The 13960-nt window shown below is 50.1% G+C and carries 16 protein-coding genes; 7 read left to right on the forward strand and 9 right to left on the reverse strand.

Translation table 11 applies throughout. The features are described 5' to 3' along the window. The 4 genes from oppB to oppF are packed head-to-tail and all read left to right on the forward strand — an operon-like array spanning position 1 to position 3879. A complete protein-coding gene (oppB, locus tag I2D83_RS10785) occupies positions 1–921 on the forward strand; it encodes an oligopeptide ABC transporter permease OppB (RefSeq protein WP_015840220.1) in 921 nt (306 codons plus the stop codon). 11 nt (positions 922–932) lie between these two features. After that, the gene (gene oppC / locus I2D83_RS10790; RefSeq protein ID WP_015840221.1) at positions 933–1841 is read left to right on the forward strand and encodes an oligopeptide ABC transporter permease OppC; all 909 of its coding nucleotides are present in this window, start codon (positions 933–935) and stop codon (positions 1839–1841) included. An 11-nt stretch (positions 1842–1852) separates the two neighbouring features. Then, complete coding sequence (gene oppD, locus I2D83_RS10795) at positions 1853–2848, forward strand: ABC transporter ATP-binding protein (protein ID WP_181828499.1); 996 nt, start codon at positions 1853–1855, stop codon at positions 2846–2848. Further along, on the forward strand, positions 2845–3879 hold the full coding sequence (oppF, locus tag I2D83_RS10800) for a murein tripeptide/oligopeptide ABC transporter ATP binding protein OppF (RefSeq protein ID WP_015840223.1): 1035 nt from the start codon (positions 2845–2847) through the stop codon (positions 3877–3879). Before oppD ends, oppF begins: the two co-directional genes overlap by 4 nt. Before the next feature lie 89 nt (positions 3880–3968). On the opposite strand, the gene I2D83_RS10805 is transcribed toward oppF, so the two are convergent. Next, positions 3969–4292, reverse strand: a complete 324-nt coding sequence (locus I2D83_RS10805) for an HI1450 family dsDNA-mimic protein (RefSeq protein ID WP_015840224.1) — start codon at positions 4290–4292, stop codon at positions 3969–3971. 56 nt (positions 4293–4348) lie between these two features. Beyond that, on the reverse strand, positions 4349–5809 hold the full coding sequence (gene cls, locus I2D83_RS10810; protein WP_015840225.1) for a cardiolipin synthase: 1461 nt from the start codon (positions 5807–5809) through the stop codon (positions 4349–4351). A gap of 194 nt (positions 5810–6003) precedes the next feature. Here cls and I2D83_RS10815 point away from each other — a divergent pair, with 194 nt between their 5' ends. After that, a complete protein-coding gene (locus I2D83_RS10815) occupies positions 6004–6180 on the forward strand; it encodes a YciY family protein (protein WP_015840226.1) in 177 nt (58 codons plus the stop codon). Positions 6181–6266: 86 nt separating this feature from the next. On the opposite strand, the gene I2D83_RS10820 is transcribed toward I2D83_RS10815, so the two are convergent. Together I2D83_RS10820 and I2D83_RS10825 are read right to left on the reverse strand one after the other, a co-directional pair. Then, complete coding sequence (locus I2D83_RS10820) at positions 6267–7940, reverse strand: Tar ligand binding domain-containing protein (protein ID WP_205948078.1); 1674 nt, start codon at positions 7938–7940, stop codon at positions 6267–6269. Positions 7941–8070: 130 nt separating this feature from the next. After that, positions 8071–8367 carry a YciI family protein gene (locus I2D83_RS10825; protein ID WP_015840228.1) on the reverse strand — a complete coding sequence of 99 codons (297 nt, stop codon included), beginning with the start codon at positions 8365–8367 and terminating at the stop codon, positions 8071–8073. Between the two features lie 249 nt (positions 8368–8616). Here I2D83_RS10825 and tonB point away from each other — a divergent pair, with 249 nt between their 5' ends. Further along, positions 8617–9381, forward strand: a complete 765-nt coding sequence (tonB, locus tag I2D83_RS10830; protein WP_205948079.1) for a TonB system transport protein TonB — start codon at positions 8617–8619, stop codon at positions 9379–9381. Positions 9382–9510: 129 nt separating this feature from the next. Here the strand turns inward: tonB and yciA are convergent, their stop codons facing one another. From yciA to I2D83_RS10850, 4 genes are all read right to left on the reverse strand, one after another. Beyond that, entirely contained in the window at positions 9511–9933 is a 423-nt protein-coding gene (gene yciA / locus I2D83_RS10835) for an acyl-CoA thioester hydrolase YciA (protein ID WP_010275288.1), read from the reverse strand. Positions 9934–10037: 104 nt separating this feature from the next. Next, entirely contained in the window at positions 10038–10604 is a 567-nt protein-coding gene (locus I2D83_RS10840) for a septation protein A (protein ID WP_181828501.1), read from the reverse strand. 199 nt (positions 10605–10803) lie between these two features. Next, a complete protein-coding gene (locus I2D83_RS10845) occupies positions 10804–11556 on the reverse strand; it encodes a YciC family protein (protein WP_015840232.1) in 753 nt (250 codons plus the stop codon). A gap of 58 nt (positions 11557–11614) precedes the next feature. Continuing rightward, the gene (locus I2D83_RS10850) at positions 11615–12019 is read right to left on the reverse strand and encodes a YkgJ family cysteine cluster protein (protein WP_205948080.1); all 405 of its coding nucleotides are present in this window, start codon (positions 12017–12019) and stop codon (positions 11615–11617) included. A gap of 283 nt (positions 12020–12302) precedes the next feature. On the opposite strand from I2D83_RS10850, the gene ompW reads away from it, so the two are divergent. After that, positions 12303–12935, forward strand: a complete 633-nt coding sequence (ompW, locus tag I2D83_RS10855; RefSeq protein WP_015840234.1) for an outer membrane protein OmpW — start codon at positions 12303–12305, stop codon at positions 12933–12935. Between the two features lie 122 nt (positions 12936–13057). On the opposite strand, the gene I2D83_RS10860 is transcribed toward ompW, so the two are convergent. Next, positions 13058–13786 carry an oligogalacturonate-specific porin KdgM family protein gene (locus tag I2D83_RS10860; protein ID WP_180776834.1) on the reverse strand — a complete coding sequence of 243 codons (729 nt, stop codon included), beginning with the start codon at positions 13784–13786 and terminating at the stop codon, positions 13058–13060. Between the last annotated feature and the right edge of the window lie 174 nt (positions 13787–13960).

Consider the following 13960-nt stretch of genomic DNA (forward strand, 5'->3'; position numbering starts at 1 on the left):
ATGTTAAAATTTATTCTTCGCCGCTGTTTAGAGGCGATTCCAACACTATTTATCCTGATCACCATCTCGTTCTTTATGATGCGATTGGCACCCGGCAGCCCTTTTACCGGTGAGCGTAATTTACCGCCGGAAGTGATGGCGAATATTGAAGCCAAGTATCATCTGAACGACCCAATAATGACGCAGTACGGTAACTATTTACTGCAACTGGTGCAGGGTGATTTCGGTCCTTCTTTTAAATACAAAGACTATTCTGTGAACGATTTGGTCGCGACGTCTTTCCCCGTTTCTGCAAAATTGGGGTTCGCGGCATTCGTTCTGGCGATTGTTTTTGGTGTGAGTGCTGGCGTGATCGCCGCACTGAATCAGAATACGAAATGGGATTATACCGTGATGGGCTTTGCCATGACGGGGGTGGTGATTCCCAGCTTTGTCGTCGCACCGTTATTGGTGCTGATTTTTGCCATTACGCTGCGTTGGTTGCCCGGCGGTGGCTGGAACGGCGGGGCGCCCAAATACATGATTTTACCGATGGTGGCGCTGTCTTTGTCTTATATTGCCAGCATCGCGCGTATTACCCGAGGATCTATGATCGAGGTTTTGCACTCTAACTTTATCCGTACCGCGCGCGCCAAAGGGCTGCCGATGCGTCGCATCGTTCTGCGCCACGCGTTAAAGCCTGCGTTGCTGCCGGTGCTCTCCTACATGGGGCCGGCGTTTGTCGGGATTATTACCGGCTCAATGGTGATTGAAACCATTTTTGGTTTACCGGGTATTGGGCAACTTTTCGTGAACGGTGCGCTGAACCGTGACTACTCACTGGTACTGAGCCTGACGATTCTGGTCGGCGGCTTAACCATTCTCTTTAATGCGATCATTGACGTGCTCTACGCTGTTATCGATCCGAAAATTCGCTATTAATTGGGGGCGCTATGTTTTGGAATCGAAAAAACGTTGAAGCGTTAGAGAACTTCACCGAGCAGACAGAAATTGAAGGGCGTAGCCTGTGGCAGGATGCGCGCCTGCGCTTTATCCATAACCGTGCCGCGCTGGCCAGCCTGTTTGTTTTGGCTGTCATTACCGTGTTTGTGATTTTTGCCCCGATGCTGTCCGCATTTGACTATGCCGATACGGACTGGGGAATGATGTCAGCCGCGCCGGATATGACGTCCGGGCACTATTTTGGTACGGACTCCTCTGGTCGTGACCTGCTGGTTCGTGTTGCCATCGGTGGCCGGGTCTCGCTGATGGTCGGCGTGGCGGCGGCGCTGGTCGCGGTGATTGTCGGAACGCTGTATGGCGCGATGTCCGGCTATCTGGGTGGGAAAGTGGATTCAGTGATGATGCGTTTGCTGGAGATCCTCAACTCATTCCCGTTCATGTTCTTCGTCATTCTGCTGGTAACGTTCTTCGGGCAGAACATGCTGTTGATCTTCGTGGCTATCGGTATGGTGTCCTGGCTGGATATGGCGCGTATCGTGCGCGGTCAAACGCTGAGTCTGAAACGTAAAGAGTTCATTGAAGCGGCGATGGTGTCCGGTGTTTCCACGCGCGGTATCGTATTGCGCCACGTTGTGCCTAACGTGCTGGGTGTGGTGGTGGTTTACGCCTCATTACTGGTGCCAAGCATGATTCTGTTTGAATCCTTCCTGAGCTTCCTGGGGCTGGGTACGCAGGAGCCGTTAAGCAGCTGGGGCGCCTTACTGAATGATGGCGCTAACTCAATGGAAGTATCGCCGTGGTTACTGTTCTATCCGGCGGCGTTTCTGGTTGTCACGCTGTTTTGTTTTAACTTTATCGGCGATGGCCTGCGTGATGCCCTCGACCCGAAAGATCGCTGAGGAGTATTAACATGAGCAAGATTGAGTTAACTGGCGCGCACGACGCGCTGCTACATGTTCAGGATCTCCGGGTAACGTTCAAGACGCAGGATGGCGATGTAACGGCGGTTAACGACCTGAATTTCACGCTCAACGCCGGTGAGACGCTGGGGATTGTCGGAGAATCTGGTTCCGGTAAATCACAAACCGCGTTTGCGCTGATGGGGCTGTTGGCACGCAATGGTCGCATTGGCGGATCTGCCCGTTTTCGTGGTAAAGAAATTCTCAACCTGCCTGAAAGCCAACTGAATAAGCTGCGTGCTGAAGAAATCAGTATGATTTTCCAGGATCCGATGACCTCGCTGAACCCTTACATGCGCGTCGGTGAACAGCTGATGGAAGTGCTGATGCTGCACAAGCATCTGAGCAAAAGCCAAGCGTTTGAAGAGTCGGTCAAAATGCTGGATGCGGTCAAAATGCCGGAAGCGCGTAAGCGTATGAAGATGTATCCGCATGAATTTTCCGGTGGGATGCGTCAGCGCGTGATGATCGCGATGGCGCTGCTGTGTCGTCCAAAGCTGCTGATTGCCGATGAACCGACAACGGCACTGGATGTGACGGTTCAGGCGCAGATTATGACGCTGTTGAACGAGCTGAAGCGCGAGTTTAATACCGCCATTATCATGATCACCCATGACCTGGGCGTCGTTGCTGGTATTTGTGACAAAGTGCTGGTGATGTACGCTGGACGTACCATGGAATACGGCGCTGCCCGCGATGTCTTTTATCATCCGAGTCATCCGTATTCTGTCGGCCTGCTTAATGCCGTGCCGCGTCTGGATGCAGAGGATGAAGTATTAGCGACCATTCCGGGTAATCCACCGAACTTATTACGTCTGCCGAAAGGGTGCCCATTCCAACCGCGCTGCCCGTATTCAATGGATGTCTGCCATAGCGCACCTGCGCTGGAATCTTTTGGTGATGGCCGCTTGCGCGCCTGCTTTAGAGCGATTGAGGAGGTGGTATGAACAACGCGGACGAGAAAAAGGTGTTGTTAGAAGTGGACGATCTGAAAGTCCACTTTGATGTCAGAGATGATAAACAATGGTTCTGGCAGCCGCCGAAAAAACTGAAAGCGGTCGATGGCGTGACGTTGCGCTTATATGAAGGCGAAACACTGGGTGTAGTAGGGGAATCCGGCTGCGGTAAGTCTACGCTGGCGCGTGCCATTATCGGTCTGGTAAAAGCGACCGACGGGCGAGTGACCTGGCTGGGGAAAGACCTGCTGGGTATGAGCGACGATCAATGGCGTGCGGCGCGTAGCGATATTCAGATGATATTCCAGGATCCGCTGGCGTCGCTGAATCCGCGTATGACCATCGGTGAGATTATTGCGGAGCCGTTAAAGGTTTATCATCCTGAACTGGATCGGCAGACGGTAAAAGATCGCGTGAAAGCGATGATGCTGAAGGTTGGGCTGTTGCCGAACCTGATCAACCGTTATCCGCATGAATTCTCCGGCGGCCAGTGTCAGCGTATCGGGATCGCGCGCGCGCTGATTCTGGAACCGAAGCTGATTATCTGCGACGAGCCGGTTTCCGCGCTGGACGTGTCGATTCAGGCACAGGTCGTTAACCTGTTGCGTCAGTTGCAGCGTGAAATGCGCCTGTCGCTGATTTTTATCGCGCATGATTTATCGGTGGTGAAGCACATTTCCGATCGCGTGTTGGTGATGTATCTGGGCCATGCGGTGGAGCTGGGAACGTACGACCAGGTCTATCAAAATCCACAGCATCCCTACACCCGTGCGCTGATGTCAGCGGTGCCGATTCCCGATCCCGATCAGGAGCGCAATAAGCAGATACAGCTGCTGGAAGGGGATTTACCTTCACCGATCAATCCGCCATCGGGCTGTGTGTTCTGCACCCGCTGCCCAGTTGTCGGCCCTGAGTGCTCGAAAACCCGTCCCTTGCTGGAAGGGAGCTTTACACACGCGGTGTCGTGCCTGAAAGTTGATCCTCAGGCATTGTTACCGGTGGAAGAAGTCGAAGCTCAGTAACCCGTTTTACCGGTTACGGATGTAAAAAAGGCGTCTCCTGCGGGGGACGCCTTACGTTTAAGCGAGATAACTTATTCTTTCCACAGGGCTTATTCTTTCCACAGAATGTGGCAAAGCTTGTGGTCTTTTTCCCGGCAAATCAGCACGCGGGCGAAAATATCGGTAATTTCGTCACCTTCATTCTCAGCCAGTCCAATCACCACTTCAGCGAAGAAGTCAGGGTTCAGATCGAAATCAACGTGTTCGGCCCAGTCTTCTGCGGGGTCGAATAACTCTGCGCCGCCGCGCTCTTCAAATTGCAGGTTGAACAGCAGAATATCTGCCGGATCGAGATTGTCCGCCGCGAGTTCCAAAAAGATGTCGTAGGCCTGTTCCAATGCTTCGTCTTCGGTCAGGCGATTATTCAAATCCATAACGTAATTCCTGTTAATTCCCCAATGGCCTTATTAGAACACGGGAAAACGTGCATTTATAGCAGGGGACTGAAAAAGTAGAACAACCGCTCGACGATACGTTGCCAGTAAGGGCGGTTTTGCCACTGTGTCGCGTTTAACAGGCGTGAGCGGGCGATATAATCTTCTTGCACGCAGGCTAAATCGCTGCCGAATCCGGCATCGTCAATCACCAGTGTGATTTCAAAATTCAACCACAGGCTGCGCATATCCAGATTGACCGTGCCGACCAGGCTAAGCTGTCCGTCGACCAATACGCTTTTGGTGTGCAGCAGGCCGTCCTTGAACTGATAAATTTTTACGCCAGCGGCCAGCAATTCCGTGAAGAAGGCGCGGCTGGCCCAGCCGACCAGCACGGAGTCATTCTTGTGCGGCACAATAATGCTGACATCAACCCCGCGCTGGGCAGCGGTGCAGATGGCGTGCAGCAGGTCGTCGCTGGGCACGAAGTAGGGGGTGGTCATGATCAACTGCTTACGTGCTGAATAGACGGATGTCAGCAGCGCCTGATGAATCATCTCTTCCGGGTAACCGGGGCCGGAAGCAATCACCTGAATAGTGTGGCCGCTCTCCTGTTCGAACGGCATGACGTTAACATCCGGCGGCGGAGGAAGCAGGCGCTTGCCTGTCTCCATTTCCCAGTCGCAGCAGTAAATAATCCCCAGTGTGGTCGCGACCGGCCCTTCAATTCGCGCCATCAGGTCAATCCATTGCCCGACGCCAGCATCTTGTTTGAAGAAACGAGGATCGACCATATTCATGCTGCCGGTGTAAGCAATACGGTTATCGATCAGGATAATTTTACGGTGCTGCCGCAAATCCATGCGGCGCAGGAAGGCACGGAACAGATTTACTTTCAGAGCTTCAACCACTTCTATTCCGGCTGTGCGCATCAATTCAGGGTGATGCTGGCGGAAGAATTGTACGCTGCCAGCAGAATCGAGCAGAATACGGCAGTGTACTCCGCGTCGTGCCGCCGCGATGAGAGAAGAGGAGACTTGCTCAACCAAGCCGCCGGGTTGCCAGATGTAGAACACCATTTCGATGTTGCTGCGGGCCAATTCAATATCACGCAATAGCGCTTTAATCGTGTCATCAAACGTGGTCATCAGCTGCAACTGATTGCCTTTAACGCCACCAACCCCTTGGCGTCGTTCACACAGCTGGAATAATGCGCTAGCGACTTCGCTGTTTTCCGTCGCGAAAATACGGCGATACTCTTTTAATTCGCGCAGCCATTTTGCGGTTGATGGCCACATTTTGCTGGCGCGTTCAGCCCGGCGTTTGCCCAGATGGAGCTCACCGAACGAAAGATAAGCGACAATACCGACAAGTGGCAGAATATAAATTACCAGTAGCCAGGCCATCGCAGAAGGTACCGCCCGACGTTTCATCAGAATACGTAAGGTCACACCTGCGATCAGCAACCAGTAGCCAAAAACCAGTAACCAACTTATTACGGTATAAAATGTCGACATAAAAGCAGCACAGTTCCCTTCTGCAAAGAATTAACAAAGTGTACGCATAGATTTATAAAAGGGGAAATGCCTTTCCTCTGAATAAAATAGCGTAACGAGTAAGAAGAAGGTGGCGGAGAGGGCGATTCACTGATTGTCGCCACGTATCAGGGGTATATAATGCCCAGCGCGAGTGTATTAACAAGAGTCGCATCATGAAACGCAGTCGGAATGAAGTGGGGCGCTGGCGGATGTTACGTCAGGTCCAGCGTAGAAGAAGTCGCTGGTTGGAAGCTCAATCACGGACGTATCGCCATATTCGCTCTGCCCGTTATTTGCAGCAAAAGCACAAACGACGAGCGTTGCTCTATGCGGTAACCTACGATTGGTAAGCCAGTGAGGAAAATAGCGACCCGAGGTATGGTCGCTATTTTTTTATCACACGGCTATCACATGCTGGGGTTATTGCTTCACCTGCTTATCCCATAACGGGAATGCGCTGCGGCATGTCTCGCTGATCGAGCATCGGATGAATGTCATCCTCTGTCGAGGGCAGGATAAACAGCGATACCGAGGTATTTAAGCGTTCCGTTTGCTCCAGCAGTGAGGTGAAGGTGTGTGCGGAGGCTTCAACCTGTCCCGCATTTTCTCTGACGGTGTCATTCAGCGTACTGAGTCGGGCGGTTACTTCATGAATACTTTTGTTCTGCTGGTGCGATATTTCCGAGATCTCGCTCAAAAACGTGCCGGTGCCTTTCGCCGTCTGAATGATGTTGTGCAGGCTGTCATTCAGTTTGTTCACCAGTCGCGTTCCTGCGCTTACGCTGTTGTCTGAATCACGAATCAGCACATTAATATTTTGTGCGGAATGACTGCTTTGTGAAGCCAACGTACCGACTTCCCGTGCGACAACGGCAAAACCTCGTCCCATCGTCCCGGCTCGTGCGGCTTCTATTGCAGCATTCAACGACAAAATATGCGTCTGGAACGCCACGTTTTCAATCATCCCAATCACTTCCGTCATTTCGCGCGTCCTGCCCGCAATATCTGACATCGCCGCTTTGACGTCATTCATCATGTTCTCGCCCTGTGCGGCGATCTTGCTGGTGTCTTCCGCATGCAGGTTGGCCTGTTGAGTGTGCAGCGCATTTTGCTCAAGATGCTGGCTGAGCTGAATAATGTGCTCTGTAGTGGCCTTGAGCTCATGGGATTGGCGATTAGCCTGTTCGGAAAGCTGCTGGTTATCCGCTGCAACCCGATCAACCTGCGTCACCATGTGGTCAACGCCCTGGCGAACCTGATTGACTAATGTCACCAGACCTTCCTGCATTTGAATGACGCTGGTATTAAGTTGACCAATCTCGCGTGTACCCCGTATTTCTGCGTTTACCGAGTGAGAAAGATCGCCTGCGGCAATCAGTTTTAAATGGGCAATAATCTTCGTCAGGGGACGAATAATGACCCGACTCACGCCGATCCAAACTGCGATGGCGATCGCCAGTAAGAGCCCTAGTACCGTGATAAAAATCGTTTTAGCTTGATCGAGAGACGCCAGAAATTGTTGGCCGTGCTGCTTTTGCAATGCATCGGTGTCTTGCAGGTAGTGTGAATATTTCTGGGTAAAATCGCTTTGATAGGCCTGAACGGGAACGGCAAAGAAAATATCGATCTGGTTGGTGGATTTTATTCCCTGAGCGAGTTCAATAAGCCCGGAATAGAGTTGGCTGTAGCTCTTCTTCAGGTCGATGAACGCGGCTGTTTCCGCTTCTGACGTCGTGACCGTTCCTAACTGTTGGTAGAACTCCTGTGCCTGTTTGAGAGACACTTCTGCCTCATCCATCAGGCTGTGCCAACTGCCTTCAGACCCTGTTTCTTTGTCCACCAGTAGATAAATGCCCGCGCGGTTGAGTTTATCGCTGGCATTCATCACTTCCATCCGTGCTTTATCCATTAACGCTTGTTGCTGACGAAGGCTTTCGTTAGCGGAAATATCCTGCTGAACCTGGGTCATTGTTTGGGAAATGACCCCGACGGAAACCAATTGCAGTAAAGAAAATAACCCAATGATCAATAACAATCCGGAGAGAATACTGAGGCGATGACGGCGGCGGATAGTAGCAATTCCGTTTCGCAAAATCGCTGGCATTAACATGATTGTTGACCCTCTATATATGAATAGCGGTCAAACTATCATTGTTAAATGACTAAAATATTTCAGCTTTTAGCGGGGAGGTAAAGGGTCATGATTTTTCCCTCCAATCATGACCTGTATCAATAGAACCTTAAAACACTTTCTTGTAGGGCTTCACGCTGACGTGTTTATAGACGTCTGCCGCGATATAGGGGTCGGCATCAGCCCACGCTGTTGCCTCATCCAGTGACGCGAATTCGGCGATAATGACGGAACCGCTAAAGCCAGCTTGGCCGGGATCGTCGCTGTCGATAGCAGGTAAAGGCCCCGCAGTAATCAGTCGCCCCTGATCGCGCAATGCCTGTAACCGGGCAAGATGATCGGGTCTTACCGATAGGCGTTTTGCTAATGAATCAACATTATCTTCAGCATAAATGACATAGAGCATAGTGACCTCACAGGTAGGAAGGTACCCTTGTTCGCTTGGGATGCCGGGCTAGCGCCCAGTGGCCAAACGCTATCGGGTAAGAGACGCGTGTTTCTACCATCATACGTGATGTTGTTCGAGGACAATAGGTTGATTTGCCAGAGTAATCCCCCCACGATTTCTGTTTTTTTGACAATTCCACGGGTTGTTATTGAATATGATTGCTATTTGCATTTAAACTTGGGCGGCATAAGAGGATAAAGACAGACTATGCCGCAAAAAAAGTTTTTTTTGACCCGCCGTTACTCATGGCCATTCATACTTTCAGTTGGTTTTCACGGTTCACTGATTGCAGGTTTGCTGTACGCATCGTTTAATAATTCAATCGAATTACCGCAGGAATCCAAGCCCATTAGCGTTGTGATGGTGAACCCTGCGGCCTATGAAGCGGCTCCAGCTGCCAAATCTGCCCCTGAGCCAGAACCGGTTAAGCAGCCTGAACCTGAGCCGGAACCGATTCCAGAGCCGGAGCCGGAGCCTGTCCCGCAGCCGGTTCCTATGCCATTGCCTGAACCAAAGCCCAAGCCGCCGAAGCCTAAACCGGAACCTAAGCCAGTGAAGAAGGTTGAACAGCCGAAGCCGGTTAAGCGTGAGCCAACCGTTGAAAAACAGCCGCCTTCGCCGTTTACCAGCGAAGAACCGACGCGCAACGTGAATAATGCACCGGTGAAGCAGGCGCCTGCGCCAGCAGCAAGCACGCAGTCTAGTGGGCCGCGCCCGCTGAGCCGCGCACAGCCTCAGTATCCTGCTCGCGCGTTTTCCCTACGCGTCGAGGGCCGGGTAAAAATGCAGTTTGATGTGGATGAGTCTGGACGTGTTGATAACGTTCGCGTGCTTTCTGCCGAACCGCGTAATATGTTCGAGCGTGATATCAAACAGGCGATGCGCAAATGGCGTTACGAATCTGGCAAGCCGGGTAAAGATCTGGTTGTGACCATCGTCTTTAAAATTGATGGCGGGGCAGCCGTCGAATAATTCATGCCAGTCCAAAAAAGAAACGGGGTGCCATCGTTAGCTGATGACACCCCGTTTTCGTTAGTTCGATATATCCATTAATTATTCAGGATAGATGACGTCGCACTTACGTCAGAATGATGCCGGACACTACTCGCTTGGCGTGAAATTGCTTTTACCCGCTGGCAATTCACGTGGATGACCTTCTTCATCTACCGCGACGTAGGTGAATAACGCTTCGGTCGCCCGATAGCGCTGGCCAATCGGCTCAGACGAGACTTTCTTTACCCAGACTTCAACGTTGACGTTGATAGAACTGCGACCAGTCCGTAAACAACGCGCATAACAGCAAACCACATCGCCAACGGCGACAGGTTTTAAGAACGACATTCCATCAACCCGTACGGTAACGACACGCCCTTCGGCAATTTCTTTCGCCAAAATTGCGCCGCCGATGTCCATTTGTGACATCAGCCAGCCGCCAAAAATATCCCCGTTCGCATTGGTATCGGCTGGCATTGCCAGCGTGCGGAGAACCAGTTCGCCCTGTGGTAACACGTTTTGTGTGCTCATTGTGCAATCAGTCAAGTTGGTTAAGTTGAGTATACCCGTCGGTCAAAGCGTTCTTGCTGACGGGTATAGTGTCTTTATCAAACACGGTGTATTGCTTTAGCGAATTATGGCTGCTCGCTTTTTTCTTCTTCTGGTTTTTCCTGATCGCCAGGCAAGTGGCGGTAGATGTAAACGCCACAGATCAGCGTAAACAGCAGCGTCACACCGGTCAGGCCAAAGACTTTGAAATTGACCCAAACGCTTTGCGGTAACCAGAAAGCAATATAGATGTTAACCAGTCCACACACCAGAAAGAACATGGCCCAGGCGAAATTCAATTTCCCCCAGACGGATTGCGGCAAGGTTAATTCTTTACCCAGCATCTTCTGAATCAGCGTCTGCTTCATGACAAACTGGCTAACCAGCAGAGCAACGGCAAACAACGCGTAGATGATGGTGACTTTCCACTTGATAAACAGATCGTTATGGAACACCAGCGTTAGCGAGCCAAAAACGACGACCATCGCAAAGGTGACCAGCGTCATTTTCTCTATTTTACGATACATCACCCAGGTGACTGCGAGTGACAGCGCCGTTGCCGCAATCAGTGCACCCGATGCGATATAGATGTCATAAAGTTTATAGGCCGCAAAAAACACGACCAACGGTATAAAATCAAGAAGTTGCTTCATTATGTCAATCCATCACTCAAAGTGTCGTAATCATAACCCACAAGAGTTATCCGATAGCTCATGCCATTATCCTTCATTGTGGAACACCATTCCCGAGATATTGTAATAATTTGCAGAAAATTACGATTGGGCAAGTCTTGAACGCGGGAACTGGCGAAGCCTATGCCGCCGGAGTTGCGGCATAGGCGAAGAGCGGTAATTATGCGCGCAGCAGCATATAAAGGCGGAAGAGATAAATCAGCAGGATAGCGGAGATCAGGTTGCTTAATCCGTTCAGAACCACGCCGAGCACGGTCGGTGAGGAAATCGGTAACTTCGACACGACCAGCAAAATAGCGATTTTAGCCAACAACCACATCACGATGGCTGGCGCGGTTGCGCGTAAGTTGCCATAGGCCAATTTGGTGCTTGCTTTAATCGCGCTGAAAATCCCGCTTTTTTCAGTGACGACAATCACGGGAGACAAACTCAGTGCGATGGCCAGCAGCACGCCAGGAATGACCAGAAGCATCATGCCAAGCTGGATGAGCAGCGTGCATAGCAGAATCAGGAAAAGTAAGCGCAGTAAAAAAGGCGTGGAAGCGCCAATCGCACGCAGTGCGCTGGTGCGGTGCCCGTCAGAGACCAGTTGGATCAGCATCAGAACGCCGCCCGTCAGCAGTACGTTGCCCACTAACGCAGCAAAGGTGCCCGCCGCCGACATTTTTAGCAACACGGTTTGTTGTTCCGGCGTCATCTGCTGAATCAAGTCCATCAGGCCGGATTCGACAGAAGATGACAGATCGCTGCCGGAACTGCTCAGAATCCGTAACTCGTCTACAGAAGGCGATAGCGCATGATTCAGTATGACAGTAATGAAGGCCGTCAACAGTGACATCATTAAGATGCTGATGAACTGGTTGCGGGTAAAGTTCATTGTGTCACGGTACAACGTGTTAGCCGTGATAGGCATGCAGGCTCCTTGAAAAAGATAAATCAACGGATAGAACTTAACTCGTGATTGTAACCTGTTAATCCGTACTGTGGCACCCCGTCAGTGATGCAATGCTGTTTTTCCCTTCAGTAATGAAAGACGGTGATGAAAGGGTTACCAAAGGTGGCAGGCCGTACTTTTCCCGTGCCCGATTGCAGGCATCATTGGTCTGTCCATTTTCACCGGATTGCATAAATTCACGGCACGACGAAGGGCGATTAACATAAATAGAACAACTAACGGTATCCCCGATTGTGCCTTCCAACGCCTCGCAGCGCGGGGTTTTGCTGTTCGTACCCACCATGCAGCGTAAAAAAGGGGAAACGGGTTCGGTGAGCGAAGAAGGTACAACACCGCCACCGTCATCCGCTTCAGCCCAATAGAAAGACACCCTGAAATAAGCGCAGCATGCGCCACAGTGCATACAGGTATTATCGCTCATTGGATGACTAACTGCCCCCAGCCAGCGTGAATCACGTTAATGAAAATAAAAATCTACCGTTGAATGCGTCCGCGCGGTAACGCAATTTGCTGGCAGAGCACGTTATGTATCTTTCGTCATTTATTGATTTGGATCAATTCTAGTGTTTTTAATCAGTTAGCGATAAATGATGTGGTTCAATTTGAGTGTAAAATCTTTAAAAGATGTGATCTGGCTTAAAACAAGGATACCTACTTAGGGTTATATTTCGCTCGAAATTTAAACCCTATAAATGGAGCGGGTAATGAAAAAGACATCTTTGTTATTGTTGGCAGCGGCGTTTATGCCTGCGTTGGCACAGGCTCATCAAGCGGGTGATTTTATTGTTCGGGCAGGCTCAGCAACGGTGCGTCCTGCTGAAAGTTCGGACAACGTGCTGGGGTTGGGGGAGTTTCAGGTTAGCAACAATACTCAGTTGGGCCTGACTTTCAGCTACATGGTGACGGACAATATTGGGGTTGAATTGCTCGCGGCCACCCCATTCAAACACAAAGTCGGAACACCCGGTACGGGCACGATTGCAGAAGTGAAGCACCTGCCGCCTTCACTAGTCGCGCAGTACTATTTTGGTGATGCTCAAGATAAATTACGTCCTTATTTGGGCGTTGGTCTGAATTACACGATGTTCTTCGATGAGAAATTTAATGACAAGGGGACAGGTGCGGGCCTGAGCGATCTAAGCCTGAAAAATTCCTGGGGCGTTGCTGCACAAGCTGGGCTGGATTACAACCTGGACAAGAATTGGCTAGTAAACATGTCCGTATGGTGGATGGATATTGATACCGATGTGAAATTTAAAGCCGGTAACGCTCAGCAAAGTATCCATACTAAGCTTGATCCATGGGCCTTTATGTTTGGTGTAGGCTACCGCTTCTGATGGTTAATTTGATGTAAAAAACGGCGACGTAAATAACGTCGCCGTTTTTATAGACAGGAAATAACAAACCAATAAAGAGAACGCTATTTTTATTACAGCAATTATCTAGATGGCGTTAGCCATTAGAAACTGTATTGTACACCTACACGGTAGCGAGTTTGACGCTCGTCAGTGATTGTGCTGCCTTTGACGTTACCGATTTGAGCGTAAGGCGTCCAGTTTTTGTCAAATTTATAAGCCAGTTTAATATCGTGGCTCATTTCATAATTTTCACTATCCGCTAAATACCAAGTAGCGCCTGCTTTGTTGTTTTTGTTGTATTCAAATTCGTATTCAACCACAAAGTTCGCAGGCAGTTTATAGCCCAGCGTACTGGTGATGGTATAGCCAGTGATATCGGTAGGATTTGTCACGCTTGACTTGCCAATGTCACCGCTGACGCGCAGGTAGGACGCACGATAGCGCAGGCCATAGTACAGCGAATCGGTGATATTCGCGGTGCCTTTAATGTAAGGACGATAGTTATTGCTCGTGGAATTGGAAACCAAATTCAGGCCGCCTTCCAGACCAAAGGTTTTATTGAATTTGTACAGGTAGCTTGCGGTCACTTCGGTGCCGTTGCTGACCGTTTCGTTAAATGGTTTGTTTGGTGTCTTATCAGCGCTAGACTGCGCCCATTTGGCTTCCATTGACAGACCAAAACCGTTGTCAAAACGGTTAGATATCAGTAAACGATCCTGATGGTTTGCGCTTACTGTATCCTTCATTTCATGACGATAGTCAATCGTAACAGCCATGGAGCTTAAGCTGATTAAGGAAGTTACCATCATCGTCAATATTTTAGCTTTCATTTTATTATCCCAAGTCAAAGAGAATTATTATTTAAAAACGCGCTGCCACTTTTGTTCAGCGGTTCCATTCTATTTATTATTTCTTACAGTAATGTGAACGAGATCGTTAAAAAGAGAAAATTAAAAACGATCTCAATTCTGTGATTTTCTTCGTATTTTATTGGCGGGATTTAT

This window comes from Pectobacterium aroidearum (assembly GCF_015689195.1).
In the GTDB taxonomy this organism is placed as follows: domain Bacteria; phylum Pseudomonadota; class Gammaproteobacteria; order Enterobacterales; family Enterobacteriaceae; genus Pectobacterium; species Pectobacterium aroidearum.